Annotated in this window: 28 protein-coding genes and 1 tRNA gene; 17 read left to right on the top strand and 12 right to left on the bottom strand. The window is 65.5% G+C overall.

The window, feature by feature from the left end; translation table 11 throughout:
- Nucleotides 1-91 precede the first annotated feature (91 nt).
- Nucleotides 92-1,690: a phosphoenolpyruvate carboxykinase gene (locus ACQY4G_RS09285; RefSeq protein WP_421990447.1), complete on the bottom strand. Its 1,599-nt coding sequence runs from the start codon at nt 1,688-1,690 to the stop codon at nt 92-94.
- 181 nt (nt 1,691-1,871) lie between these two features.
- Here ACQY4G_RS09285 and ACQY4G_RS09280 point away from each other — a divergent pair, with 181 nt between their 5' ends.
- The 7 genes from ACQY4G_RS09280 (at nt 1,872) to ACQY4G_RS09250 (ending at nt 7,144) form a co-directional block, all read left to right on the top strand.
- Entirely contained in the window at nt 1,872-2,627 is a 756-nt protein-coding gene (locus tag ACQY4G_RS09280) for a response regulator transcription factor (protein ID WP_067691284.1), read from the top strand.
- A 17-nt stretch (nt 2,628-2,644) separates the two neighbouring features.
- Entirely contained in the window at nt 2,645-4,210 is a 1,566-nt protein-coding gene (locus ACQY4G_RS09275; RefSeq protein WP_421990445.1) for a stimulus-sensing domain-containing protein, read from the top strand.
- Entirely contained in the window at nt 4,207-4,653 is a 447-nt protein-coding gene (locus ACQY4G_RS09270; protein WP_421990443.1) for an HPr kinase/phosphorylase, read from the top strand. Before ACQY4G_RS09275 ends, ACQY4G_RS09270 begins: the two co-directional genes overlap by 4 nt.
- A gap of 10 nt (nt 4,654-4,663) precedes the next feature.
- Entirely contained in the window at nt 4,664-5,560 is an 897-nt protein-coding gene (rapZ, locus tag ACQY4G_RS09265; protein ID WP_067691288.1) for an RNase adapter RapZ, read from the top strand.
- Between the two features lie 72 nt (nt 5,561-5,632).
- Entirely contained in the window at nt 5,633-6,058 is a 426-nt protein-coding gene (locus tag ACQY4G_RS09260) for a PTS sugar transporter subunit IIA (protein WP_067691289.1), read from the top strand.
- The gene (locus ACQY4G_RS09255; protein ID WP_421990441.1) at nt 6,055-6,333 is read left to right on the top strand and encodes an HPr family phosphocarrier protein; all 279 of its coding nucleotides are present in this window, start codon (nt 6,055-6,057) and stop codon (nt 6,331-6,333) included. The genes ACQY4G_RS09260 and ACQY4G_RS09255 overlap by 4 nt, the downstream gene beginning before the upstream one ends.
- Nucleotide 6,334: 1 nt before the next feature.
- The gene (locus ACQY4G_RS09250) at nt 6,335-7,144 is read left to right on the top strand and encodes a TrmH family RNA methyltransferase (protein ID WP_421990439.1); all 810 of its coding nucleotides are present in this window, start codon (nt 6,335-6,337) and stop codon (nt 7,142-7,144) included.
- Between the two features lie 19 nt (nt 7,145-7,163).
- On the opposite strand, the gene ACQY4G_RS09245 is transcribed toward ACQY4G_RS09250, so the two are convergent.
- From ACQY4G_RS09245 to recR, 6 genes are all read right to left on the bottom strand, one after another.
- Entirely contained in the window at nt 7,164-7,526 is a 363-nt protein-coding gene (locus ACQY4G_RS09245; protein ID WP_067691293.1) for a response regulator, read from the bottom strand.
- Nucleotides 7,523-8,596 carry a PAS domain-containing protein gene (locus ACQY4G_RS09240; protein WP_291170149.1) on the bottom strand — a complete coding sequence of 358 codons (1,074 nt, stop codon included), beginning with the start codon at nt 8,594-8,596 and terminating at the stop codon, nt 7,523-7,525. Before ACQY4G_RS09240 ends, ACQY4G_RS09245 begins: the two co-directional genes overlap by 4 nt.
- A gap of 113 nt (nt 8,597-8,709) precedes the next feature.
- Entirely contained in the window at nt 8,710-10,173 is a 1,464-nt protein-coding gene (locus ACQY4G_RS09235; protein ID WP_421990437.1) for a DNA recombination protein RmuC, read from the bottom strand.
- A 32-nt stretch (nt 10,174-10,205) separates the two neighbouring features.
- Nucleotides 10,206-10,400 (bottom strand): hypothetical protein, encoded by a 195-nt coding sequence (locus ACQY4G_RS09230; RefSeq protein WP_428483062.1) that lies wholly within the window; start codon nt 10,398-10,400, stop codon nt 10,206-10,208.
- Nucleotides 10,397-10,969, bottom strand: a complete 573-nt coding sequence (locus ACQY4G_RS09225) for a peptide deformylase (protein ID WP_236924905.1) — start codon at nt 10,967-10,969, stop codon at nt 10,397-10,399. Before ACQY4G_RS09225 ends, ACQY4G_RS09230 begins: the two co-directional genes overlap by 4 nt.
- A gap of 200 nt (nt 10,970-11,169) precedes the next feature.
- Nucleotides 11,170-11,766, bottom strand: coding sequence for a recombination mediator RecR (gene recR / locus ACQY4G_RS09220; RefSeq protein ID WP_421990435.1), 597 nt, complete (start codon nt 11,764-11,766; stop codon nt 11,170-11,172).
- 131 nt (nt 11,767-11,897) lie between these two features.
- Here recR and fmt point away from each other — a divergent pair, with 131 nt between their 5' ends.
- From fmt to ACQY4G_RS09205, 3 genes are all read left to right on the top strand, one after another.
- A complete protein-coding gene (fmt, locus tag ACQY4G_RS09215) occupies nt 11,898-12,806 on the top strand; it encodes a methionyl-tRNA formyltransferase (protein WP_421990433.1) in 909 nt (302 codons plus the stop codon).
- A gap of 73 nt (nt 12,807-12,879) precedes the next feature.
- A complete protein-coding gene (gene truA, locus ACQY4G_RS09210; protein WP_421990431.1) occupies nt 12,880-13,629 on the top strand; it encodes a tRNA pseudouridine(38-40) synthase TruA in 750 nt (249 codons plus the stop codon).
- 78 nt (nt 13,630-13,707) lie between these two features.
- Nucleotides 13,708-14,820, top strand: a complete 1,113-nt coding sequence (locus tag ACQY4G_RS09205) for a zinc-binding dehydrogenase (RefSeq protein ID WP_421990429.1) — start codon at nt 13,708-13,710, stop codon at nt 14,818-14,820.
- Between the two features lie 86 nt (nt 14,821-14,906).
- Here the strand turns inward: ACQY4G_RS09205 and ACQY4G_RS09200 are convergent, their stop codons facing one another.
- Nucleotides 14,907-15,884, bottom strand: a complete 978-nt coding sequence (locus ACQY4G_RS09200; protein WP_421990427.1) for an asparaginase — start codon at nt 15,882-15,884, stop codon at nt 14,907-14,909.
- Nucleotides 15,885-15,984: 100 nt separating this feature from the next.
- On the opposite strand from ACQY4G_RS09200, the gene ACQY4G_RS09195 reads away from it, so the two are divergent.
- Nucleotides 15,985-16,060, top strand: a tRNA-Val gene (locus ACQY4G_RS09195).
- A gap of 22 nt (nt 16,061-16,082) precedes the next feature.
- Here the strand turns inward: ACQY4G_RS09195 and ACQY4G_RS09190 are convergent.
- Complete coding sequence (locus tag ACQY4G_RS09190; protein WP_421990425.1) at nt 16,083-16,640, bottom strand: TlpA family protein disulfide reductase; 558 nt, start codon at nt 16,638-16,640, stop codon at nt 16,083-16,085.
- Nucleotides 16,641-16,656: 16 nt separating this feature from the next.
- Between ACQY4G_RS09190 and argH the strand changes: the two genes are divergently transcribed.
- From argH to ACQY4G_RS09170, 4 genes are all read left to right on the top strand, one after another.
- Complete coding sequence (argH, locus tag ACQY4G_RS09185) at nt 16,657-18,033, top strand: argininosuccinate lyase (RefSeq protein ID WP_421993602.1); 1,377 nt, start codon at nt 16,657-16,659, stop codon at nt 18,031-18,033.
- Complete coding sequence (locus ACQY4G_RS09180) at nt 18,033-18,269, top strand: hypothetical protein (RefSeq protein ID WP_291170128.1); 237 nt, start codon at nt 18,033-18,035, stop codon at nt 18,267-18,269. The genes argH and ACQY4G_RS09180 overlap by 1 nt, the downstream gene beginning before the upstream one ends.
- A gap of 62 nt (nt 18,270-18,331) precedes the next feature.
- Complete coding sequence (gene lysA, locus ACQY4G_RS09175; protein ID WP_421990423.1) at nt 18,332-19,594, top strand: diaminopimelate decarboxylase; 1,263 nt, start codon at nt 18,332-18,334, stop codon at nt 19,592-19,594.
- A 12-nt stretch (nt 19,595-19,606) separates the two neighbouring features.
- Entirely contained in the window at nt 19,607-20,374 is a 768-nt protein-coding gene (locus ACQY4G_RS09170; RefSeq protein WP_421990421.1) for an NAD(P)-dependent oxidoreductase, read from the top strand.
- Here ACQY4G_RS09170 and ACQY4G_RS09165 read toward each other — a convergent pair.
- On the bottom strand, nt 20,371-21,375 hold the full coding sequence (locus ACQY4G_RS09165) for a MarR family transcriptional regulator (RefSeq protein WP_421990419.1): 1,005 nt from the start codon (nt 21,373-21,375) through the stop codon (nt 20,371-20,373). The two genes, ACQY4G_RS09170 and ACQY4G_RS09165, sit on opposite strands and share 4 nt — an antisense overlap.
- A 90-nt stretch (nt 21,376-21,465) precedes the next feature.
- Here ACQY4G_RS09165 and ACQY4G_RS09160 point away from each other — a divergent pair, with 90 nt between their 5' ends.
- Together ACQY4G_RS09160 and ACQY4G_RS09155 are read left to right on the top strand one after the other, a co-directional pair.
- Nucleotides 21,466-22,020: an RNA polymerase sigma factor gene (locus ACQY4G_RS09160; protein WP_291175722.1), complete on the top strand. Its 555-nt coding sequence runs from the start codon at nt 21,466-21,468 to the stop codon at nt 22,018-22,020.
- On the top strand, nt 22,017-22,391 hold the full coding sequence (locus tag ACQY4G_RS09155) for a DUF6768 family protein (RefSeq protein WP_291170116.1): 375 nt from the start codon (nt 22,017-22,019) through the stop codon (nt 22,389-22,391). The genes ACQY4G_RS09160 and ACQY4G_RS09155 overlap by 4 nt, the downstream gene beginning before the upstream one ends.
- Here the strand turns inward: ACQY4G_RS09155 and ACQY4G_RS09150 are convergent.
- Nucleotides 22,388-22,915, bottom strand: a complete 528-nt coding sequence (locus tag ACQY4G_RS09150) for a L,D-transpeptidase family protein (RefSeq protein WP_291170114.1) — start codon at nt 22,913-22,915, stop codon at nt 22,388-22,390. The two genes, ACQY4G_RS09155 and ACQY4G_RS09150, sit on opposite strands and share 4 nt — an antisense overlap.
- A 15-nt stretch (nt 22,916-22,930) precedes the next feature.
- Nucleotides 22,931-24,220 carry an adenylosuccinate synthase gene (locus ACQY4G_RS09145; protein ID WP_421990417.1) on the bottom strand — a complete coding sequence of 430 codons (1,290 nt, stop codon included), beginning with the start codon at nt 24,218-24,220 and terminating at the stop codon, nt 22,931-22,933.
- Nucleotides 24,221-24,262: the final 42 nt, after the last annotated feature.

Genomic DNA, 24,262 nt, shown 5'->3' with positions numbered 1-24,262 from the left:
GGACGTGAACGGTAAAGCCCCCGGTCCGCGATTGCTCGCGGCCGGGGGCCTCCTCTCCAACTCGTGGGCTCCACCTAGGGAGCCGAAATCGTCAGGCGGCGACGGCGCTCGTCGGGGCTGCGTCGCGCACGCCCTGGTCGACATGCGCCGCGAAGGGTTCGAAATTGTCGACGAAGAGCTGCACCAGCTTCTGCGCGGTGCGGTCGTATTCGTCCTTGTCCGCCCAGGTCGAACGCGGGTCGAGGATCGCATCGTCGACGCCGTCGACGCTGACCGGCACTTCGAAGCCGAAGTTCGGGTCCTTGCGGAATTCGGCATCGCCCAGCGAGCCGTCGAGCGCGGCATTGAGCAGCGCGCGAGTGGCCTTGATCGGCATGCGATGGCCGGTGCCATACTTGCCGCCGGTCCAGCCGGTGTTGACCAGCCAGCAGGCGACCTCACCCTTGGCGATGCGCTCTTTCAGCAGATTGCCGTAGACGCTCGGGTGGCGCGGCATGAAGGGCGCGCCGAAGCAGGTGCTGAAGGTGGCCTGCGGCTCGGTCACGCCGATTTCGGTGCCGGCGACCTTGGCGGTGTAGCCCGACAGGAAGTGGTACATCGCCTGGTCGGGCGTGAGCCGCGCGATCGGGGGCAGCACGCCGAAGGCATCGGCGGTCAGCATGATCACGTTGCTGGGCGGCGGGCCCATGTTCTCTTCAGAGGTGTTCGGGATCGAGGACAGCGGATAGGCGCCGCGGGTATTCTCGGCCTTCGAATTGTCGTCGAGGTCGATCTCGCCCTGCTCGTCCATCACCACGTTTTCGAGGATGGTGCCTTCCATCTTGGTCGTGGCGTAGATTTCCGGCTCGGCCTCGGGGTCGAGGCGGATCATCTTGGCATAGCATCCGCCTTCGAAGTTGAAGACCGCCGTGTCCGACCAGCCATGCTCGTCGTCGCCGATCAGCGTGCGGCTGGCGTCGGCCGACAGCGTGGTCTTGCCGGTGCCCGAAAGGCCGAAAAAGACGGCGCTCTTGCCGTCGGGGCCGATGTTGGCCGAGCAGTGCATCGGCATCACGCCCTTGGTCGGCAGCAGGTAGTTGAGGATGCCGAAGACGCTCTTCTTCATTTCGCCGGCATACTTGGTGCCGCCGATCAGGATCAGCTTCTCCGACAGGTTGACCGCGATCACGGTTTCGCTGCGCGTGCCGTGGCGGGCGGGATCGGCCTTGAAACTCGGCAGGTCGATGATCGTATATTCGGGCACGAAGCCGTCGAGTTCGGCCTCGGTCGGGCGGACCAGCAGCGTCCGGATGAACTGGTTGTGCCAGGCGAGCTCGTTGATGACGCGCACGTTCACGCGATATTCGGGCTGCGAGCCGCCGAACAGGTCGGCGACATACAGGTCGCTCTTGTCGGCAACGGCCTTGAGGAAATCTTCCTTCAGCGCGGCGAAGTGTTCCGGCGTGATCGAGGCGTTGTTATCCCACCACACGGTGGTCTCGGTCTCGGCGTCGCGGACGATGAACTTGTCCTTCGCGCTGCGGCCGGTGTGCTTGCCGGTTTCCACCACCAGCGGACCGTGCTTGGCGCGGCGGCCTTCGCCATTCTCGAGCGCGGTGGCGGTCAGCTCTTTCGAGGTGAGATTGGCATGGATCGTAGCAGAGGTCTCAATGCCCTGCGCGGCAAGCGAGTGGGAAAGCGGAAAGGTCACTGAATCCTCCAGCGCGTGGTGCGGGTTCGTCCGGGAATCGCCTTCGCATACGAATGCGCGGCCTTCCTGATCGCCAATAGTCGCCCCATGGCGTGTCGTCAAACAGGGGGCCGGCAATAAGTGCCACCTGGGGACATCGCCCGCGTTGTTTTGCCCAGACAATAGGGCTAGTCACCAGACGATGGAGAGCACAGGGTCAGAACCCACGCCCGCGGGCGAGGAAAACCGCACGGTCATCGCGCTGGTCGATGACGATCGCAACATCCTGACCACCGTGTCGATCGCGCTGCAGGCGGAAGGTTTCGATACGCGCGTTTATTCGGATGGCGCAGCGGCCTTGGGCGCGCTGCTGTCGAATCCGCCCGACCTTGCCATTTTCGATATCAAGATGCCCAAGATGGACGGGATGGAACTGCTGCGCCGCCTGCGCGAACAATCGCCGCTGCCGGTCATCTTCCTGACCAGCAAGGACGACGAGACCGACGAGGAAGCCGGTTTCGAGATGGGCGCGGACGATTACATCGCCAAGCCGTTCAGCCTGCGCCTGCTGCTCGCCCGGATCCGCGCAATCCTGCGCCGCAGCGGGGGCGATCATCCGCTGCTCCTGTCCGAACAGTTCGACGACAAGCCGGGCGAGGTTCTGGAACGCGGGCGATTGTTCATGGACCCAGCGCGCCATCATGTCACATGGGACGGCCAGGCGGTGTCGCTGACCGTGACCGAATTCCTGCTGCTCGAGGCGCTCGCCGCGCGCCCGGGCGTGATCAAGAGCCGCAACCAGCTGATGGATGCGGCCTATCCCGACGATGTCTTCGTCGACGACCGCACGGTCGACAGCCACATCAAGCGCATGCGGCGCAAGTTCCGCAGCGTCGACCCGACCTTTTCCGCGATCGAGACCCTGTACGGCGCGGGCTACAGCTTCAACGAAGGTTGAGGCGGGGCGGAAAGGCCATGTCCGAAACCGGCAGCGTCCTCAAAGGCGACCCGCGGCTCGAAAAACTGCGGTGGTCGCGGCGACTCTCGCTCACCAGCCGCATCCTGTTCGTCAACGTGCTCCCGCTGGTGCTGCTGGGCGGCGGGGTGATCTATGTCGATGCCTATCGCAAGCAATTGCTCGACGAGCGCTTCAAGCTGGCGCTGGTCGAGGCGCAGATCACCGCCGAAGCGCTCGCCGGGGCGACCCCCCAGCGCCAGGAAGCGCTGCTGATCCAGATCGGCAAGGAACAGCGTCTTCGCCTGCGTGTCTATGGCCCCGACGGAAAACTCGAATCGGACAGTTTCCAGCTCGCTCCGCCAAGTTTCACTCTCCCGCGCAAGGAAGATGTCGATCAGGATGCATTCGCGCTCCAGCTCGATCGCTGGTTCGACCGCGTAGTGGGGGCCCCCGCCCTGCCCGACTATCTCGAACCCGAAAGCGACGACGCCGAGGACTGGCCCGAGCTTCGTCGCGCGCGAGAGGAGAGCCTGACGCAGATCGTATTGCGCGACGCTCCAGACGGGACGCATGTCATCAATGCCGCCGCGCCGGTCGGGCTCGACGGCGATACATTGCTGCTCACGCGCAATCCGGTCGACATTACCGAAAGCGTGCGCGAGGCCCGGTCCACGGTCGCGCTGATCGTGCTGCTGGCGCTGGCCATTTCCACGCTGCTCTCGCTCTTCCTCGCGCAGACGATCGTGCGGCCCTTGCGCGAACTGGTCCAGGCCGCGATCCGCGTGCGCCAGGGGCGCGACCGGCAGGTCGAGGTGCCGCGCCTGCCGCAGCGCCGCGACGAGATCGGCATGCTGGCGCGCTCGATTTCCGACATGACCGCGGCGCTGCGCCAGCGGATCGATGCGGTCGAGCATTTTGCCGCCGATGTCGCGCATGAGATCAAGAACCCGCTCGCATCCTTGCGCAGCGCGACCGAGTCGCTCGGCAAGGTGGAGGATCCCGAGCTGCGCGCGCAACTGCTCGAAATCGCCATCCACGACGTGCGCAGGATCGACCGGTTGGTGACTGAGATTTCCGATGCGAGTCGCATCGATGCCGAAATGTCGCGCACCGAATTCGAACCGGTCGACCTTGCCCGGTTGCTCTGTACGATCTTCGAAAGTCGCGAGGCGCGCGACGAAAACGAGGGCCGCAGGCTCGAGATCTCCGGCGCCGACGACCCGGTCTGGGTGATGGGCGTTCCGGTACGGCTCGAACGTGTAATCGAAAACCTGCTCGACAATGCGGTATCCTTTTCGCCCCCCCAAGGCCGGATCTGGGCCGATATCTCGCGCAGTGACGACTGGGTCACGCTGGCGATCTGCGACGAAGGTCCGGGCATTCCCGAGGAGAAGCGCGAGAAGGTGTTCCAGCGCTTCCATTCCGATCGCCCCGAAGAGGAGGACTTCGGCAACCATTCGGGCCTCGGCCTGGCGATCGCACGCACGATTGCCGAGGCGCACGACGGGACGCTGGTGGCGACGACGCGCACCGATGGCGAGGACGGCGCGTGCCTCAGGCTCGGCCTTCCGGCCAAGCGATGAATCGCCCGGTCCTCGCCAATGTCACCGGAGTGGTGATCGATGGCCGGACGCTGTTGATCGAAGGATCGCCGGGGACGGGCAAATCCACGCTGGCATTGGCGCTGATCGATCGGGGGGCAACTCTGGTCGGCGACGACGCGGTTCGCATCGCGCGCGAAGGCGACGCGCTGGTCGCCTCGCCGCCACCCAATACCGCGGGCCTCATCGAAGTGCGCAATGTGGGCATCGTCGAGCTGCCAGTGGCCGAAGGTCCCGTCGGCCTGATCCTGACGCTCGATCCAGCGGCGCCACGCTTTCCCGTGGCAAGCGCCTCGCGCGAAATTGAGGGAGTGTTCATCCCGGTGCTGCCGTTCGCCCCCGGCGACGCGGTACAGGCCCTGCGCGCCGAACATGCGCTGCGTCTGCATAGCCTACCCCTCCCCAAAGCGGACAAAAAGGCATAGGCAGCGCTCGATGGACGACGAATCGCTCCCCAGGCAAGACATCCTGCTGGTCACCGGCGTATCGGGCGCAGGCAAATCCACCGCACTTCAGGTCCTCGAGGATCTCGGCTGGGAGACGATCGACAATTTCCCCATCCGGTTGCTCAATCGACTGGTGGGCGGCAGCCCGGACAACTCCCGGCTCGCGATCGGCGTCGATTCGCGCACACGTGGCTTCGTGCCGGCCAAAATCATCGAACTGTTCAAGAAGTTCGACCGGCGCGACGACGTCAACGTAACCACGATGTTCATCGACTGCGGCAGCGGCGAACTGGAACGGCGGTACAACGAAACCCGCCGCCCGCATCCCATGGCGCGCGGCCGGCCTGCGCTTGAGGGAATCAAGGCCGAGCGCGAATTGCTCGAACCGCTGCGTCGCTGGGCCGATCTGGTGATCGACACCACCGATTACGCGACCAACCAGCTGCAGCAGGTCGTCCGCGAGCGTTTTGCCGAGGAGGCAGGCCGCGAAATGACCGTAACCGTCTCCAGCTTCGGCTTTGCCCGGGGCATGCCGCCGCTGGCCGACCTGCTGTTCGACATGCGCTTTCTCGACAATCCGCATTGGGTCGAAGGCTTGCGCGAACTGACCGGCCTCGATGCACCGGTCGGCGAGCATATCTCCGCCGATCCCGCTTTCGCTCCCGCCTTCGACCGGATCGTCGATCTCCTGCGCGAGGTGATGCCGCGCTACGCTGCCCAGGGGCGCAGCTATCTCAATATCGCTTTCGGCTGTACCGGAGGAAGACATCGTTCGGTTTACAGCGCGGAACGCGCCGCGGAGGTCTTGCGCGAGGCGGGCTTTTCCCCCACGATCATCCACCGCAACCTCGGATCGCGCCCGGCCGACCCGCTCGAGCGCCGCTAGACCCGTGGGCAAGGAATGGTTAAGCGCCACGCAGGCACAATCTTCGGGCATCGTAAACGGAACTGAAGCTGCATGATCGGCATGATTCTCGTCACTCACGGCAGACTGGCCGAACACTTTATCGACGCAATGGAGCATGTGGTCGGTAAGCAGGACGGCGTTGCGACCATCTGCATCGGGCCCAATGACGACATGGAGCAGCGGCGCGCGGACATTGCCGATGCGATCAAGCAGGTGGACGAAGGCCAGGGCGCCATCATCCTGACCGACCTTTTCGGCGGCACCCCCTCCAACCTCGCCATCTCGCTGCTCGATACGGGTCATGTGGAAGTGATCGCGGGTATCAACCTGCCGATGCTCATCCGCCTTGCCGGTGCGCGAAAGAGCATGAATGTGGTCGATGCGGTCAATGCTGCACAGACGGCGGGACGCAATTACATCACGGTCGCCAGCGAGTTCCTGGGCCAGGACCTCGAAAGTGCGCGGAAAGCCTCTTGAGCGAGCTGCGCAAGAGTATCGAAGTGGTCAACCAGCGCGGGCTGCACGCGCGGGCGAGCGCGAAATTCGTCAATGCCGTTTCCGAATTGCCGAACGGCTGCACAGTTCGCGTGGCCAAGGGCGAGAACGAGGCCGCGGGCGGCTCGATCCTCGGCCTGATGATGCTGGGCGCGGCCAAGGGCGATACGATCGACCTGATCGTGGCGGGCGACAATGCCGATGCAGTGATGGCCGAGCTTTCCGCCATGGTCGAGGACGGGTTCGGGGAACCGTGACGTGACCCGCGAACGCCGGGTCATAACCGGATTTTCCAATCCTACCGTCAAGTCGCTGCGCGCCTTGCGCGAGAAGAAGCACCGCAAGGCTGCGGGCAAATTCCTTGCCGAGGGTCTGCGGCTGCTGACCGATGCGCGCGAATGCGGCCATGTGCCCGAAATGCTGGTCCTGGCCGACCGGCGCGATCCGCATCCGCTGCTGACCAGGCTGGAAGAGGCCGTCGAGGCGAGCGGCGGCGAGGTCATCGAAACCACGCCCGACATCCTCGCCAAGATTACCGGCAAGGACAATCCGCAGGCGGTGGCGGGCGTCTTTGCGGAATTCGACACGTCGCTCGCCGCGCTCGATCGGAGCAGCGCGGATATCTGGCTGGTCGCGCAGGCGCTGCGCGATCCGGGCAATCTCGGCACCATGCTGCGTACCGGCGATGCCATCGGCGCGGGCGGCCTTATCCTGATCGACGACTGCGCGGATCCCTTCAGCGTGGAGGCGGTGCGCGCCAGCATGGGCGCACTGTTCACACAGGGAATCGCGCGCGCAAGGTGGGACGAGTTCGAGACTTGGCTACGTCGAGAGGAAGGGCAGCTCGTCGCAGCATCCCTGCGCGATGCGCAGCCCTATCGCGGCGCACCCTATGCCGCGCCCTGCTTCGTCATGGTCGGCAACGAAAGCCGCGGCCTGCCCGAGGCCTATGAAATGGCCTGCGACCTGCGCGTCACCATGCCGATGAAAGGCCGCGCGGACAGCCTCAATGCTGCCGTGGCGGCGGCGGTATTGGGATATGAGGTGCTGCACGCACTGGACGGCTGAACGGCTCGTCCCGCCTCGCCTAGGCCGGTTCGCAGCTTCGCCGCAGCCCGAGAATACGCTCCACCACGGCTTCCGCATCCATGGGCTTGGCCAGGATCGGCGCCGCGAGATCGCGCAGCGCCTCGCCCGCGCGGTCGAGATCGCCCGTGTGAAGTACGAAAGGAACGTCGCGCTTGCGCAGTTCCTGCGCAACCGGTTCGCAGGTCTCGCCCTGACCGAGGTTCACGTCGAGCACCGCCCCATCGACGGCATGTCGATCCAGCGCGGTGAAGGCCTCGCTGCACGATACCGCCACGACCGCCTGCACCCCGGAATCCTCGAAGGCGAATTGCAGGTCCATGGCGATGAAGGGCTCGTCTTCCAGTATGAGAATTGTCTTCATGACTTCAGCGCCAGCGAGATGCGTGCTCGCAGGCCGTCCCCCTCCCAAATTCGATCCAGCGTCCCGCGCGAAAAGGCCAGTAGTCGATCGGCAATATCGAATCCGGTGCCGGTCGGCTCGGGCTTGGCGGTGATTGGCGGCCCGCCTTTCTCCTTCCAGTCGATGACCAGCGATTGCCGGCCATGCCGGTCTTCCTCGTGGTGCCACGATACGGTGACGGTGCCCTCGCGGTTGGAAAGCGCTCCGTATTTGGAGGCATTGGTGGCGAGCTCGTGCAGCGTCAAGCCGATGGCCGAGACCGCATTGGGTTCGGTCCTCGCACCATTGCCCTCGAAGACGATGCGGTCGCCTTCGGGATCATAGGGCGAAAGCACCGAGCGGATCGCCTGACCCACCTCGATCGTCCCGAAGGCGGCCTCGTCGAGCGTCGGCTCGTAGGCGCGACCGAGCGCCTGGATGCGTTCGTTGATCTTGCCAGAAACCGGGCGTGCATCCATCGCCCGCCCGGTGATGTTCACGATGCCGCCAATCACCGCGAATACATTCTTCAGACGGTGCGACACCTCGCGCGCCATGGCCTTGGCATGTCTTTCCTCGGCGCGGGCAAGGTGAATATCGGTCACGTCCCATTGGCTACCGAAGAAATAGCGCAGCTCCCCCTCGTCATCGTAAATCGGACCGAGGTGGAGCGCATTCCAGAATGTGGAGCCGTCCTTGCGATAATTGAGCAGCTCGACGACCAGCACTTCCTCCGAGCGGATCGCCTCGCGAATCTTGGCAACCTGTTTCTGGCTGGTCTTCGGGCCCTGCAGGAACCGGCAATTGCGTCCGACGACTTCTTCCTGCCGGTAGCCGGTAAGCCGTTCGAATGCCTTGTTGCAGAAGATGATCGGGTCGTCTTCCAACCGCGGATCGGTCAGGCACACCGCCATGCGGGTCTGAGCCATCGCCTGCTCGAACAGCAGGCCGGACGCGCCGGAAAAATTGTCCGTCTCCGCACTGAAGGGCTTGGCCACATGTTGGGCCTGCTCGAACGTATCGCGCGTTCCATCGCCGTCACCGCGATGCATGAGGTGGTTTCCTGCTTCTACCTATAGCCAATGATTGTCATGCCGATGCACGCAATCCGTCGAGGTAGAAACGCGGCTATGCCAGAGAAGGTCCCGGCCATTTTTTCCGCTCGTTATTCAGCGGCTTCGCGACCTTCTTTGCGAGCGTCCTCGATCTGGGCAGCGTCTTCGGCATTGTAGCGCGGGGTGGCTTCGACCTTGGGCACTTCATCGATCTCGCGCTTGCCGATTTCGATCCCCTTCTCGTGCAAGCGGCGCCCGGCGGAGAGCACATTGCGCTCGAAACTGCCGACGAACTTGTTGTAATTGTTGACCGCGGTCTCCAGCCCGCCGCCCACGCGCTTCATGTGTTCGGCGGCGACGGCGAGGCGATCGTAAAGCTCGGCCCCGGCCTTGCCGATTTCCACCGCCTCGCGCGCGATCGTGTCCTGCCGCCAGACCTGCGCCACGGTGCGCGCGATGGCGACGAGATTGGTCGGGGTCGCCAGCAGCACCTTATTGCGGAAGGCGAAATCCCACAATTCAGGATCGTGTTCGAGCGCGGCGGCGACGAAATGCTCGCCCGGCACGAACATCACCACATAGTCGGGCGTGTCGTCGAATTGGCTCTGGTAGCTCTTCGAACCGAGCGTCTGGACATGAGTGCGCATCGATTTCGCGTGCAGGTCGAGGTGACGCACGCGCTCGCCCTCGTCATCGGCCTCGAAGGCTGCCTGATAGGCGTTCAATGACACCTTGGCGTCGATTACGAGGCGCTTCTGACCCGGCACATGCACCACCGCATCGGGACGCAGGCGGCCTTCCTCGGTGTCGATCGCGTGTTCGAGGTTGAAATCGGTGTGCTCTGACAACCCGCATTGCTCGAGCACGTTCTGCAACGCCCGCTCGCCCCAGCGCCCGCGCGCCTTTGGGGCATTGGTCAGGCTGTTGCCCAGCCGCTGCGCCTCGCGCCGGACCTCTTCCTGTCCGCGCTGCATCTCGGTGATCTGCTGGTACAGCCGCCCGAAGGCATCGGTGCGTTTCTCTTCGAGCGCGGCGACCTGCTTCTCATAGGCTTCGAGCCGCTTGCCGACCGGATCGAGCAGCGCCTTCAATTTCTCCTCGCTGGTCTTTTCCGAATGGCCGAGCCGTTCGTTGGCGCGTTCTAGAAAGGCCTCCTGCGCCTTGGTCAGCACCGCCGAGCCGGTGTTCTGGAATTCCTTGAGCAGCTCCTCGCGCGCTTCGATCAGCAGGCGCTTCTGCTCGTCGAAATTGGCGGTCTTTTCCTTGAGCGTGGCGAGCTCGGCGGTGAGCGCACCATTGCTGCGGCGCAGTTCGTCCAGCGCCGCTTCATGGGTCTTGCGCGTCTCGCGCAACTCCGCATCGAGCGCATCGGCGCGGTCGGCGCGCACGCTGGCATTCTCGAGCTCGACGATCGCCTGGCGGAACTTCTCGTCGAGATCACTGGCACGCGCCTCACTCTCCCCATGGCGGGCCTGCCAGTCCTTGACCGGCGCCGAGCCAAAACGGTGGCCGAGAAAATAGCCCAGCCCTAGGCCGAGCACGAGTGCGACGATGGCGAGAATTGCAGGATCCATCCGTCCAGCTTAAGCGGAACGGAGAGGGAACGCTATGGGGAAGTGAGCTTTTTCCGCCGATGGTTCCGCAGCAAGCCTTTGCCGACGGCATATGCAAGGCCGAGAGCGAGAAGATGGATGGCGTAATCCACGAAATACCATCCCGACACCGGCCATTGGCTCGCAATCCAAGATGCGACGCCGACCAGCAGTACCTTCAGGACAGTATCAAGTTGGCTGAGGATCACGCCGCTTCGCGCAGCTTTTTGAGCTTCTTCAGCGCCATATTGCGCTTGAGGCGCGAGAGGTGGTCGATGAAGAGGATGCCTTCGAGGTGGTCCATTTCGTGCTGGAGGCAGGTGGCCATCAGCCCGTCGAGGTCTTCCTCGTGGGTCTCACCCTCGAGATCCTGGTAGCGAACGCGGCAGGTCGCCGGGCGATCGACATCGGCGAAGATGTCGGGGACCGAGAGACAGCCTTCCTGGTAGGTCGCCAGTTCATCCGCCGGATCGAGGATTTCCGGGTTGATGAAGACGCGCGGCTCCTTCTTCACCGGGTAGTGCACGTGCTCGTGACCGTCATGGTTGCACGGCTCGGGCTCGGCGTCGGTATCCTCGGGCTGGAGATCGATCACCAGCACGCGCTTGGGCACGCCGACCTGGATCGCGGCAAGGCCGATGCCGGGCGCGGCATACATGGTTTCGAACATGTCGGAGACGAGGGTGTTCAATTCGTCGCCGAATTCGTCGGGTTCGACCTTCGTAGACACGGTCTTGAGCCGGGGATCCGGCACTTCGAGGATTTCACGGATAGCCATGCGTGCCCAGATAGGCGCGAGCGCGGGATTCTTCAATTGTTCGTTGCGTGCGGGAAGCGCGGACGCGCTTCCCTTGCGGCTGCACCGGCCCACGCCCCCACCCGGCCACCCATAGGATACCGTGCCGTGGGTGGCCGGGTGGGGGCGTGGGCCGGTGCCGCAAGCCTTCGACGGAGGTCGAAGGCGCACCCGACAAAAACCTACCCCACCGGCCTTCTGGCCCGCAACGCCTGCGCCAGTGTGCCCTCGTCGAGGTAATCGAGCTCGCCACCCACCGGCAGGCCATGCGCAAGCTGCGTAATCCGCACCGGATGCCCCTCGAGCCGTTCTGCGAGGTAGTGCGCGGTGGTCTGGCCTTCGAGTGTCGCATTCATGGCGAGGACGATCTCGTCCACTCCGCCTTTTTCCACACGCGCCATCAGCGATGCGATATTGAGGTCCTCCGGCCGCACCCCGTCGAGCGCGGATAGCTTGCCGCCGAGCACGTGGTACTTGCCGGTGAACAGCTTCGCCCGGTCGAGCGCCCACAGGTCGGCGACGTCCTCGACCACGCAGAGCGACTTGGTGTCGCGGCGCGGGTCGGCGCAGATGCCGCAGGGGTTGGTGGTGTCGACATTGCCGCAGGTGTCGCATTCGACCAGCGCCTCGCCCACGGTGGCGAGCGCCTCGAGCAGCGCGGGCAGCGCGCTTTCGCGGCGCTTGACCAGCCACAGCACCGCGCGCCGCGCCGAACGCGGGCCGAGGCCGGGCAGGCGGGCGAGCGCTGCTGCGAGGGTTTCTATTTCCTGTGAAGCCAAGCGCCTTCATCCCTTTTCAGTTCGCCCCGAGCTTGTCGAAGGGCCGCACTTCTCTTTAAAGGCAGCGCTAGAAGAAAGGGCAGGGCTTCGACAAGCTCAGCCCGAACGGATTGAATTTCAAGGATCGATTTGTGCGCATTATCTTCATGGGTTCGCCCGATTTTGCGGTGCCAACGCTGCAGGCGCTGGTCGATGCGGCGCATGAGGTGGTGTGCGTCTATACCCAGCCGCCGCGCCCCGGCGGGCGACGCGGCAAGGAGTTGACGAAGACGCCGGTGCACCAGCGCGCGAGCGACCTGGGTATCGAGGTGCGGCATCCCAAGTCGCTGAAATCGGCCGAGGAGCAGGAGGCGTTCGCGGCGCTGGATGCCGATGTGGCGGTGGTTGCCGCCTATGGCCTGATCCTGCCGCAGGCGATCCTCGATGCGCCGAAGCATGGCTGCCTCAACGTCCACGCCTCGATCCTGCCGCACTGGCGCGGCGCGGCGCCGATCCATCGCGCGGTGATGGCGGGCGATCCGGTGACCGGCATCACGATCATGCAGATGGAAGCGGGGCTCGACACCGGCCCCATGCTCGCCACCGCACGCACCCCGATCGAGAACAAGACGACCGGCGAACTGACCGAGGAACTTGCCGAAATCGGCGCGCAGCTGATGGTCGGCACGCTGATCGATTTCGGCGTGCTTCATCCGATGGAGCAGGACGACGCCGAGGCGACCTATGCCGCCAAGATCGACAAGAGCGAGGCGCGAATCGACTGGGACCGTCCGGCACAAGAGGTCGTACGCCACATCCACGGCCTCTCGCCCTTCCCCGGCGCATGGTTCGAGCTCGGCGACACCCGCGTAAAACTGCTGCGCGCGGAGATGGTCGAAGGCTCGGGCAATCCGGGCGAAGTGCTCGACGACCGGCTGGCGATCGCCTGCAAGGAGGGCGCGATCCGCCCGCTCGAACTGCAGCGCGCGGGCAAGCCCAAGATGGATCTCGACACATTCCTCCGCGGCAATGCGGTGGACAATGGAACCGTTCTTTCCTGATCCGTTCGTATCGAGCGAAGTCGAGATACATGTCTCGACTACGCTCGACATGAACGGGTAGGGGCCTCCTTCGATGACCCGCTTCGCTCTCACGCTCGAATTCGACGGCACGCCTTTCTACGGCCTCCAGCGGCAGAAGGACGGGCCCAGCGTGCAGCAGGCGGTCGAGGAAGCCGCCGAGCGCGTGCTGGGCGAGGAGGTTCGCCTGCACAGCGCGGGGCGTACCGACACGGGCGTCCACGCGCTTGCCATGCGCAGCCACATCGACATCGATAAGGTCATCAAGCCGTTCCGCCTGATGGAAGCGCTCAATGCGCATCTGCGCCCCGATCCGGTCGCCGTCACCCATTGCGAGACGGTGGCCGACGACTGGCACGCGCGCTTTTCCTGCACGGGTCGCGCCTATGTCTATCGCATCGCCAATCGCCGCGCGCCGCTGACACTGGAGAAAAACCGGCTGTGGCAGGTGCCGCAGGAGCTCGATCACGAAGCCATGCACCGCGCGGCGCAGGCGCTGGTGGGCTTGCACGATTTCACCACTTTCCGCTCGGTCCATTGCCAGTCGGACAGCCCGGTGAAGACGCTCGACCGGCTCGATGTCGAACGCGAGGGAGAAGAGGTGCGCATCCATGCCGAGGCGCGCAGCTTCCTCCACCACCAGGTCCGCAGCATGGTCGGCTGCCTCGCGCTGGTCGGCATGGGTCGCTGGCGCGAGGAGCAGGTGGCCGAGGCGCTGGCGGTGCGCGACCGGCAGGCGCTGGGGCTCAACGCTCCACCGCACGGGCTCTATTTCGTGCGCGCGGTCTATCCCGAAGACGCTTGACGTAACGTCGACCTAGCCAAGCGCGCAGGAGAGGCGTAGCGATAGTCGCCGAAACGGATTCGAATAGGGAGAATGGACATGCCAACCACCGGAAAGCAGCTTTTCACCACTCTTGAAAGCGACGGTACGCTGACCGTCGAGATCGCGCAAAGCGAGTTTCCCGATCCCACGGGCAACCAGGTGCTGGTCAAGATGGAAGCCGCGCCGATCAACCCTTCGGACCTCGCGATCCTGACCGGCGCGGCCGATTTCGAGAATGCGGACTATTCGACGGGCAAGGTCGTCGCCAAGATGCCCGAGCCGTTCAACAGCGGCCAGAAGGCCCGCCACGGCCAGCGCCTTCCGGCGGGTAATGAAGGTGCCGGCACGGTCGTTGCCACGGGTGACAGCGACATGGCCAAGGCGCTGAAGGGCCAGCGCGTCGCCTGCGTGCCGGGCAGCGCCTATGCCGAATACGCGATTGCCGACGCCGCCATGTGCCTGCCGCTGGGCGATCACAGCGCCGAGGCCGGCGCATCGAGCTTCGTCAATCCGATGACCGCTCTGGGCTTTGCCGAAAATGCCAAGATGGACGGCCAGAAGGCGATCCTGCACACGGTCGGCGCCTCCAACCTGGGGCAGATGCTGGTCAGGATCTGCCAGGAAGACGGTCTCGCGCTGGTCAATATCGTGCGCAAGCAGGAGCATGTCGACCTGCTGAAGGGCCTCGGCGCCGAGCACGTGGTCAATTCCTCCGACGACAGCTTCTTCGCCGACCTCAAGGCCAAGATCGACGAAACCGACGCCTTCTACGGCTTCGACCCGATCGGCGGCGGGCAGATGGTCGACACCTGCTTCAAGGCGATGGAACAGGTCGCGGTATCGAAGATGACCGAATATTCGCGCTATGGTTCGAACCAGGCGAAGCGCATGTTCATCTACGGTCGCCTCGACTTCTCGCCCACCACGCTGACGCCGAGCTACGGCTTCGGCTGGACGCTGTCGGGCTGGCTGCTCACCCCGTTCCTGCAGCATGCGGGCATGGAAACCGTGATGCGGATGCGCAAGCGCGTGCTCGACAACCTCACCACGACCTTTGCCAGCAGCTACAAGACCAAGGTCGACCTCGAGGGCATGCTGACCAGGGAGGCGATCCTCGACTATCGCCAGATGAAGACCGGCGAGAAATATCTGGTCGTGCCGAACGCCTGAGCCCATGAGGCCGAGCGAAGGCTGGGGCCTCCTTCGGCCTGGCGCTTGATTTAGCGAGGTCCCAGCCTGCGCTGGGATACGGCTGCCTACCGCCCGTCGAAGGCACGCTGAATGGCGGCGGGATCGCTTGTCCCGCCCGCCAGCAGCAATTGCAGCAGGATGCGCGCCTTTTGCGGGTTGAGCGCCCGCGCGGCGACGAAGCCGTTTGCATCGTCCTCCGGCTCGCGGTCGACGAGACCTTCGTCGGCGCGGCTTGCGCGCACCACCGGGACACCGCGCGCCGCCAACCGCACCAGCGTCTGCCGCGCGCTTTCGGGCATGTTGCCTTCGCCCACCCCGGCGAGGACGACCCCGCGCGAATCCTCGGCCACCTGCCGCTCTACACCCGCACCGTCGAGCCCTGCATGGGCATAGACGATGACCACTTCGGGCAGCTTCTCGGGCCAGCCGAACGCCGCCTCGGTCCCGCTGCGCCAGGGCGCGCCGAACCATTCGAGCGAGGCGGGCGTCACCAGTCCGACCGATTCGCGCGGGAAGCCGCGAAACGCTTCGGTCCCACGCGTGCGCACCTTGTAGACGTCGCGCGCGGCGAACACGCGGTCGCCCATCACCACCAGCACCCCGCGCCCGGCGGCTTGCGCATCGCTCGCCACGCGCACGGCATTGGCGAAGTTCCTCAGCCCGTCATAACCGACCGCATCGGCGGGCCGCATCGCGCCGACCACCACCACCGGCTTGGTCGCGGGCAACGTGAGGTCGAGCAGGAAGGCGGTTTCCTCCAGCGTGTCGGTGCCGTGGGTGACGATCACCCCGTGGCAGTCCCCATCGTTCAAGGCTGCCAGCGCGGCGGCATGCAGCGGGTGCCAGACCGCGGGGCCGATATCCGCCGAATCGATATTGGCAATCTGCGTGCCCGAAAGCTCCGCCTCCAGCCCCAACCCGCCGACGCGTTCGAGATACTCCTCGATCCCGATCTCGCCCGCACGATAGTCATGCGCGATGGCAGAGCCGGCGATCCCGGCGATCGTGCCACCGGTGGCGAGGACGGTGAGTTTGGTCGTCATGGCTGCGCCGCCTAGCCGCGCCCGTGCAATCTCGGCAATTGATTTTGAAGATTTGGACGCTATGTGCAGCACACCGCCGACATGGCGGTTCCCGTGGTTGGGGCGATTAGCTCAGTTGGTAGAGCATCTCGTTTACACCGAGAGGGTCGGCAGTTCGAGCCTGTCATCGCCCACCACTTCCCGCAGATACGCCGAGAACTACTCCGCGATTGCCGCATCGATGGCCGCACGGGCTTCCTCGCTCGACCAGTCGTAATCGCCCTGTACGCGCCAGACTTCCTGACCGATGGCATCGTAGAGCACGGTCGTCGGCATCACTCCGCCGCCGATGGCGAAGCCAAGTTCGTTCTGCGGGTCCATCCATGGCTCGAGCATGGCGTAGCCAGCCTGCGCAAAGAAGGGTTCGACCTTTTCGGCGCCCTGCATGTCCTGGCTGATCGTCAGCACGCGCAGGCGCCCCTCGTAATCGCCCGCCAGATCGTCGAGCAGCGGCATTTCCTTCACGCAAGGGGCGCACCAGGTGGCCCAGAGATTGACCAGCACCGGCGTGCCCTGCAGCGCGCCGAGATTGAGCACGCGCCCCTGCGGATCGGTGACATTGGCCGCGGGCATCAGTGCGCCCGCCTCGCTCGCATCGATCCGGCCGGTTGGCGCGGGTGAAGCGCTGCTTTCTTGCGCCGCATCGGACGCGCCCCTATCGCAGCCCGCGACAGCAAGACCGAGGACGATGGCGAGCGTGAACGACAAGCGGGACACGAAAGGCTCCAATGCGATGTGGGGCGGCAGGTTCGCCGAGGGACCTAGCGCGATCATGCGCGAAATCAACGCCTCGATCCCCTTCGACAAAGCGCTGTGGCGCGAGGATATCGCGGGCAGCCGCGCGCATGTCGCCATGCTGGCGAAACAGGGCATCGTGAGCGAAGCCGATGCCAAGACGATCGACGACGGCCTGCAGCAAATCGCCGCCGAATACGAGCGCGACGGAGTGCCCGAGGACTGGGACCTCGAAGACATCCACATGACCGTGGAAGCGCGGCTGACCGAAATCGTCGGCCCCGCCGCCGGGCGCTTGCACACCGCACGCAGCCGCAACGATCAGGTCGCGACCGATTTCCGCATGTGGGTGCGCAGTGCGATGCAGCGCGCGATCGCCGGGATCGATGCGGTACTGGGTGCGCTGGTCGCGCGCGCCGAGGAGCATGCCGACAGCATCATGCCCGGTTTCACGCACCTGCAGACCGCGCAGCCCGTGACGCTCGGCCATCACCTGCTCGCCTATTTCGAGATGCTGATGCGCGATCGCTCGCGCTTTGCCGATGCGCTGACGCGGCTGGACGAGTGCCCGCTGGGTTCGGCGGCGCTGGCCGGGACCGGATTCGATCTCGACCGCGAGATGACCGCCGAGGCACTCGGCTTTGCAAGGCCGACGCGCAACAGCCTCGACGCCGTATCCGACCGCGATTTCGCGCTCGATTACCTGATGGCGGCGAGCCAGTGCTCGCTGCACCTCAGCCGCCTGGCGGAAGAGTTCATCATCTGGGCAAGCCAGCCGTTCGGCTTCGTCGAATTGCCCGACACTCTGTCGACCGGCAGCAGCATCATGCCGCAAAAGCGCAATCCCGACGCCGCCGAGCTGGTGCGCGGGCACGCGGGCCGGGTGATCGGCTGCGCGACCAGCCTAATGGTCACGATGAAGGGCTTGCCGCTCGCCTATTCGAAGGACATGCAGGACGACAAGCCGCCGGTGTTCGAGGCCGCGGGCCTGCTCGATCTCAGCCTCGCGGCGATGGCGGGCATGGTCGCCGACAGCGGGTTCGATACGGCGCGGATGCGCCAGGCCGCCGAAGCCGGGCATGCCACTGCGACCGACCTCGCCGACTGGCTGGTGCGGCAGGCGGATATCCCCTTCCGCGAGGCGCATCACATTACCGGCGCGGCGGTAAAGCTGGCCGACGAAAAACGCGTCGCGCTCGACGGACTGACGATCGAGGACCTCAAGGCGATCGACGAACGGATCGACGAGCGCGTGTTCGATGCGCTGTCGGTCGATGCCTCGGTCGCCGCGCGCGCATCCTATGGCGGGACCGCACCGGTTCGCGTAAGGGAACAGGTGGCCGCGGCGAAGCAGCGCCTCGGGATGGAGGATTGATGCGTCTACCGATCGCCCTGATCGCCCTGGCGACGCTCGCGGCATGCGGGCAGAAGACCCGGCTCGAACCGGTCGAGGGCACCACGCTGCCGCCTGCGCCCTATGGCGCCGAAGTGCTGCCCAATGCGGACGACCTTCTGGCGCTCGAGCCGACCGCCGCGCCCGATCGCAATGTCGAATTGCGCACAAGGTCCGAGGAACGCGAGGACGATCCTTTCGACCTGCCGCCCGAGTAGTTTCAATCCGGCAAGCAAGGCTTGCTCGACATCGGCCATGCCATTGGGCACAGGCGGCGCCCATGGACCATTTCCAGCTTAGAGACGGCGTGCTGCACGCCGAGGACGTGCCCCTGGTGCGCATTGCCGAAGAAGTCGGCACGCCCGTCTACGTCTATTCGCGCGCCACGCTGGAACGGCATGCGCGCGTGTTTCGCGAGGCTTTGTCGGGCCTGGACAACCCGCACATCGCCTTCGCCGTGAAGGCCAATCCCAATCTCGCCGTGCTCAAGATCCTCGCCAACGAAGGCTATGGCGCGGACGTGGTTTCGGGCGGCGAACTGACCCGCGCGCTCAAGGCGGGCATGAAGCCGGAGGACATCGTCTTTTCGGGCGTGGGCAAGACCCATGCGGAACTGCGGCAGGGGCTCGAGGCAGGCATCGGCCAGTTCAATATCGAGAGCGAGGAAGAGGGTTACGAACTGGCCGCCATCGCCGCGCGATACGGCAGGCGCGCGGCCTGCGCGCTGCGGGTCAATCCCGATGTCGATGCGCGCACGCACGAAAAGATTTCGACCGGCAAGCGCGAGAACAAGTTCGGCGTCCCGCTCGACCGCGCGACCGAGATCTACGCGCGGCTGGCGCGCGAAGAGGCCCTCGATATGCGCGGGATCGCGGTGCATATCGGCAGCCAGCTCTCGACGCTCGAACCGCTGGAAACCGCGTTCGCGAAACTCGGCAAGCTAATCGCCGAATTACGCGCGGCAGGCTGCAGCGTCACCCATGCCGATCTCGGCGGCGGCCTGGGCGTGCCCTACAAGGCAGGCGAAGAACTGCCCTCCCCGGCCGAATATGGCGCCATGGTCGCGCGCGTGACCGCGGGCTGGGACGTGCGGCTGATGTTCGAGCCGGGCCGCGTGATCGCGGGCAATGCCGGCGTGTTGCTGACCCGAGTGATCCGCTCCAAGCGCAGCGGCAACGGCCCGCCCTTCGTGGTGGTCGATGCGGCGATGAACGACCTCGCTCGGCCCGCCATGTACGGCGCCTGGCACGATTTCGAGGCGGTCGAACCCACAGGCGCGACGATGACCGCGCATATCGTCGGCCCGATCTGCGAAACCGGCGATACCTTCGCGATGGATCGCGACTGCGACGCGCTGGTGGCGGGCGACCTCGCCGTGTTCCGCACCGCCGGAGCCTATGGCGCGACGATGGCCTCATCCTACAATTCGCGCGGATTCGTGGCGGAAACGCTGGTCGATGGCGACCGCTATGCCGTGGTCGCCGACCGGATCGCGGCGAGCGCGATCATGGATGCCGAACGCGTGCCCGCATGGCTCGCCTGATGGATCCCCGCTATGCATAGCCTGCCGCTCTTCCACCGGATCGGCGGCCAGCGGGTGGTCGTGATCGGTACGGGCGACATGGCGGCGGCCAAGGCGCGGTTGGTCGAACGCGCGGGCGGCGTGCCGTGCCCCGAAACCGAAGCGCATCATGCAAGGCTCGCTTTCGTCGCGCTGGAGGACGAACGCGCGGCCAAGGCCGCGGCCTTGCGGCTCAAGCGCGCTGGGCTGCTGGTCAATGTCGCCGACCGGCCAGATTTGTGCGACTTCACGCTGCCCAGCGTGCTCGACCGCGATCCGGTGCTGGTCGCGGTGAGCACCGGCGGCGCTTCGGCCGGGCTCGCCAAGCACCTGCGGCTGCGGTTGGAGGCGATCCTGCCGCAATCGCTCGGCGCGCTTGCCCAGGCGCTCGGCGCGGCGCGCGATGCGATCCGCGCGCGCTATCCCGATGGCGACGCGCGCCGTCGTGCGATCGATGCCGCGCTGCAGGAAGGCGGCCGGCTCGATCCCTTCGAGCCGCAAGGGGACGATGCGGTCGAGCAATGGCTCGCGGGCCGGGCCGAGGCGAACCCGCAGGAGGTGCTCGGCTTCACGCTGGCGAGCGACGATCCGGAAGACCTGACGCTGCGCCAGGCGCGCGCGCTGGGGATGGCCGACACCGTGCTGCACGATCCGCACGTGCCCGAAGCGCTGCTCGTCCGCGCCCGCGCCGATGCCGTGCGCCGGGCGCTGCCCGCCGACCCGCCAGAAGACGGGCTGACCGTGATCCTGCGGCTGGGCTAGACCACCGCCAGATCGCCAACGCCGGCCTCGGCGAAATAGCGTGCCATGGCATCGGCGGTGCTGTCGGCCAGCGCGATATAGGCGCGGCGGCGATCGTGCGGGTCGGACACCCGCACCAGCAGATCGGCATCGACCATCTGGCCGATCCAGCGCAGCGCGGTGGTGGCGGGAACGCCCGCGGCAATGCACAGCGAGGTCACGCTAACCTGCTGGCGCTCGGCGCGCGCCGCCGCGAGATCGAGCAGGATGTCCCAGGCGGGATCGGCGAAGAGTTCGCCATCGAAATAGCGGGCGCGCAGCTGGCGCGCCTTTATCAATCGCCGGACGACCGCGGCATCGGGCAGGCGCGGCCGACCCTCGCCCTCGCGCGCCACGACATAATCCTGCCCCTGTTCGCGCCAGGCGGTGGCGGGGGATTCGAAACGGAAGGCGCCGCCACCTTCGCGCTGGCCGGGCGAGAGCCGCTCGAGCCGCTCGGCAATGCGGCCGACCTGTTCGGTCAGGCGGAGCAGCATCAACCGATCTTCCTCGCCCATTTCGCGCAGCCGCAGATTGGGAATCCGCGCCAAGACGCGACCGATGGCGATCACCCGTTCGGCCCGCGCCGGATCGACGAGGATTTGCGGAGCCGACATCGAGAAACAGCCGAATACGTCGTCGAGCGCGCCCATCGTGGTCGACACCACGAGCTGCGCCCCGGCCTTGCCCCCGCGCATGTCCAGCCGCGCGAGCAGCGCCAGCGCATCCGCGCTCGCCTGCGCGCAATCGACCAGCACCAGATCGCCCAGGGCGGCGAGCGGCCCCTGCGCATATTCTTCAAGGCTGCAGCAATCGAGGATGCGGAACCCGGCCGCCAGCGCATCCTCGCGCATTTCCGCGCGAACGTGATCGCGATCGGCCAGCACCGTGACCGAGAGCTGGCACCCGGCGGCATCGCACACCGGCTCGTAGTTGAAATTCGCCTGCATCGACTCGCACTCCTGTTTGAAGATCGAGAACATAGTGAGAACAAATGTGAATCACGTCAAGAAGTGGGGCAAAAAACGCCATGGCGATTGAACCATCTGTACCCCTGCTGCGACTATCGAAACATGACGGGCCGGATCGCCAAATCACCGCCAGCGGGACGGCTCTACGACGAATTGCTCGTCACGCTGGTGCAGGCGGGCGACCGGCGCGCCGGCGAGAGACTGGCGGCCCGCTGGCAGCCCCGACTCGCCCGTACCGCGCGGCGGCTGCTCGGCGATGACGAGGCGGCGCTGGGCACGGTGCAGGAGGCCTGGCTTTCGATCCTGCGCGGGATCGGCTCCCTGCGCGATCCCAGCCGGTTCGCGCCATGGGCCTTCGGCATCCTGCGGCGGCGCTGCGCGGATCATATCCGCAAGGCCCAGTCCGCCCGGCGCCACAGCGGCGAATACACGCAGGAGCCCGCTGTCGCGTCCATGGCGGACGAAGCGCTCGCCATTCGCGAGGCCTTCGCCGCGCTGCCGGCAGACCAGCGGCTCGCCGCGCAACTCTTCTTCGTCGAGGGGCTCACCCTCGCGGAAATCGCCGAGGTGCAGGAGGTCCCCGTGGGCACCGCCAAAACGCGCCTCTTCCACGCCCGCCGCAAGTTGAAGGCGGCCCTGATTGGAGACGACACATGACCGATATCGACGACCGAATCCGCGGCGCGCTCGACGCGGACGACAAGGCCTTCTTGGCGAGCCTCGACGAAGGACGCGGATTGTTCAGTCAGATGGGCGATGTGCTCGCCGGGCCTCTGGGCGGTTGGTCCAAGCTGATTTTCGCCGTCGCCTTCGTGCTCGGCATTACACTTCTCTATCTCGCGTGGCGGTTCTTCACCGCAACCAGTTTCGAAGATGCTGTGTGGTGGGGGATGGTAACTCTTGCGGCCCTGCTGATGCAGGGCTTCATCAAGGAATGGTTCTATGCGCGTATGAACCTGCTGAGCATGCTGCGCGAATTGAAGCGCCTGCAATTGCAGGTCGCCATGCTGTCGGAGGAACGCGGCTAGGGCCGGATTTCGATCGGCGTGCCGTCGGGCACGAGGCTCCACAGCTCGGCGATTTCGGCATTGGACAGGGCGATGCAGCCATCGGTCCAGTCGCCCGGCACGCGCGCGTCGAAGGGCAAGCCGTTGGGCTGGCCGTGGATGAAGATCAGCCCACCCGGAGAGCGGCCCCTGGAACGCGCATGGGCCCGATCCTGCGCATTGGGATAGTCGATATGCAGGCTGAGGTAATAGCTCGATTGCTCATTGCCATAGGAGATCGTGTAGCGCCCCTCGGGCGTGCGCTCGTCGCCCTGGAAACGTTTGTGGCCGACCGGCTGGTCGCCATATTGCAGACCCGAATAGCTGCGGATCACGCGCCCGTTCTGGTAGACCCACAGCTTGCGCTCCGACTTGTCGACGAGGACGAAATCGGCCCGTTCGCCCGCGCGTGCCTGCTGCGCATGCGCGGGCGATGCGGGGATCGCCGCGGCACCAAGAGCAATTGCCAACAGAAAGGCGAGGCTGCGCATGATGGCATGCACCATACCGCGCAATCCTCATTAATCCATGAACGGATCGCGCATCAGGATCGTATCGTCGCGCTCGGGGCTGGTCGAAACCAACGCCACCGGCGTTTCGATCAGTTCCTGCACGCGCTGGATATATTTGACCGCATTCGCAGGAAGATCGGCGAAACTGCGCGCGCCTGCCGTACTTTCCTTCCAGCCTTCCATCGTTTCGTAGATCGGCTCGACCGCGGCCTGGTCGGCTGCATGGCTGGGGAAGTAGTCGTAGACGTTGTTGCGCAGGCGATAGCCGGTGCAGATCTTAACCTCGTCCAGCCCGTCGAGCACGTCGATCTTGGTCAGCGCAATGCCGGTGACGCCGCTGATCGCACAGGTCTGGCGCACCAGCACGGCATCGAACCAGCCCACGCGACGCTGGCGACCGGTCACCGTGCCGAATTCATGACCGCGCTCGCCTATGCCTTTGCCGATGTCGTCGTCGAGCTCGGTCGGGAACGGGCCGCTGCCGACACGCGTGGTGTAGGCCTTGACGATGCCGAGCACGAAACCCGTGCTGTTGGGGCCGAGCCCGCTGCCCGCAGCCGCGGTGCCGCTGACGGTGTTGGAGCTGGTGACGAAGGGATAGGTGCCGTGATCGATATCGAGCAGCACGCCCTGCGCGCCTTCGAACAGGATCTTGGCACCCGCCTTGCGCACCTTCTTGAGCCGCTTCCACACCGGCTGCGCATATCTGAGCACGAAGGGCGCGATTTCGCGCAATTCGGCTAGCAGCACTTCGCGGTCGATCGGGTCCTGATCGAACCCGGCACGGAGCGCATCGTGATGCGCGCAGAGTCGGTCGAGCTGCGGTTCGAGATGGTCGAGATGCGCAAGATCGCACACACGGATCGCGCGGCGACCGACCTTGTCTTCATAGGCCGGGCCGATCCCGCGCCCGGTGGTGCCGATCTTGCCCTTGCCCGCCGCGGTTTCGCGCAAGCCATCGAGGTCGCGGTGCAGCGGCAGGATCAGCGGGCAATTGTCGGCGATGGCGAGATTATCGTCGGTGATGGCGACGCCCTGCCCTTCGAGCTTCTCGACCTCGGCCTTGAGCGCCCAGGGATCGAGCACCACGCCGTTGCCGATCACGCTCAGCGTGCCCGAGACGATGCCGCTCGGCAGCAGCGAGAGTTTGTAGGTCGTACCGTCGATCACCAGCGTGTGGCCGGCATTGTGCCCGCCCTGGAAGCGCACGACTGCATCCGCGCGGCTAGCCAGCCAGTCGACGATCTTGCCCTTGCCTTCATCGCCCCATTGGGCACCGATTACGGTTACATTTGCCATGAGTACGCCTTTTCCCCTGCCCGGGGATCCACGAGGTCCTTC

This window comes from Qipengyuania sp., assembly GCF_965277845.1.
Taxonomy (GTDB): domain Bacteria; phylum Pseudomonadota; class Alphaproteobacteria; order Sphingomonadales; family Sphingomonadaceae; genus Qipengyuania.
Note: the sequence above shows the minus strand (reverse complement) of the source record. Positions and strands in the feature narration are given on the sequence as shown.

Excerpts from the sequence above, each read along its gene's own strand:
- ACQY4G_RS09280 (WP_067691284.1), top strand. The coding sequence starts at position 1,872 with ATGGAGAGCACAGGGTCAGAACCCACGCCCGCGGGCGAGGAAAACCGC.
- ACQY4G_RS09275 (WP_421990445.1), top strand. The coding sequence starts at position 2,645 with ATGTCCGAAACCGGCAGCGTCCTCAAAGGCGACCCGCGGCTCGAAAAA.
- ACQY4G_RS09270 (WP_421990443.1), top strand. The coding sequence starts at position 4,207 with ATGAATCGCCCGGTCCTCGCCAATGTCACCGGAGTGGTGATCGATGGC.
- rapZ (WP_067691288.1), top strand. The coding sequence starts at position 4,664 with ATGGACGACGAATCGCTCCCCAGGCAAGACATCCTGCTGGTCACCGGC.
- ACQY4G_RS09260 (WP_067691289.1), top strand. The coding sequence starts at position 5,633 with ATGATCGGCATGATTCTCGTCACTCACGGCAGACTGGCCGAACACTTT.
- ACQY4G_RS09245 (WP_067691293.1), bottom strand. The coding sequence starts at position 7,526 with ATGAAGACAATTCTCATACTGGAAGACGAGCCCTTCATCGCCATGGAC.
- ACQY4G_RS09240 (WP_291170149.1), bottom strand. The coding sequence starts at position 8,596 with ATGCATCGCGGTGACGGCGATGGAACGCGCGATACGTTCGAGCAGGCC.
- ACQY4G_RS09235 (WP_421990437.1), bottom strand. The coding sequence starts at position 10,173 with ATGGATCCTGCAATTCTCGCCATCGTCGCACTCGTGCTCGGCCTAGGG.
- ACQY4G_RS09225 (WP_236924905.1), bottom strand. The coding sequence starts at position 10,969 with ATGGCTATCCGTGAAATCCTCGAAGTGCCGGATCCCCGGCTCAAGACC.
- truA (WP_421990431.1), top strand. The coding sequence starts at position 12,880 with ATGACCCGCTTCGCTCTCACGCTCGAATTCGACGGCACGCCTTTCTAC.
- ACQY4G_RS09205 (WP_421990429.1), top strand. The coding sequence starts at position 13,708 with ATGCCAACCACCGGAAAGCAGCTTTTCACCACTCTTGAAAGCGACGGT.
- ACQY4G_RS09200 (WP_421990427.1), bottom strand. The coding sequence starts at position 15,884 with ATGACGACCAAACTCACCGTCCTCGCCACCGGTGGCACGATCGCCGGG.
- argH (WP_421993602.1), top strand. The coding sequence starts at position 16,657 with ATGTGGGGCGGCAGGTTCGCCGAGGGACCTAGCGCGATCATGCGCGAA.
- ACQY4G_RS09180 (WP_291170128.1), top strand. The coding sequence starts at position 18,033 with ATGCGTCTACCGATCGCCCTGATCGCCCTGGCGACGCTCGCGGCATGC.
- lysA (WP_421990423.1), top strand. The coding sequence starts at position 18,332 with ATGGACCATTTCCAGCTTAGAGACGGCGTGCTGCACGCCGAGGACGTG.
- ACQY4G_RS09170 (WP_421990421.1), top strand. The coding sequence starts at position 19,607 with ATGCATAGCCTGCCGCTCTTCCACCGGATCGGCGGCCAGCGGGTGGTC.
- ACQY4G_RS09165 (WP_421990419.1), bottom strand. The coding sequence starts at position 21,375 with ATGTTCTCGATCTTCAAACAGGAGTGCGAGTCGATGCAGGCGAATTTC.
- ACQY4G_RS09160 (WP_291175722.1), top strand. The coding sequence starts at position 21,466 with ATGACGGGCCGGATCGCCAAATCACCGCCAGCGGGACGGCTCTACGAC.
- ACQY4G_RS09155 (WP_291170116.1), top strand. The coding sequence starts at position 22,017 with ATGACCGATATCGACGACCGAATCCGCGGCGCGCTCGACGCGGACGAC.
- ACQY4G_RS09150 (WP_291170114.1), bottom strand. The coding sequence starts at position 22,915 with ATGGTGCATGCCATCATGCGCAGCCTCGCCTTTCTGTTGGCAATTGCT.
- ACQY4G_RS09145 (WP_421990417.1), bottom strand. The coding sequence starts at position 24,220 with ATGGCAAATGTAACCGTAATCGGTGCCCAATGGGGCGATGAAGGCAAG.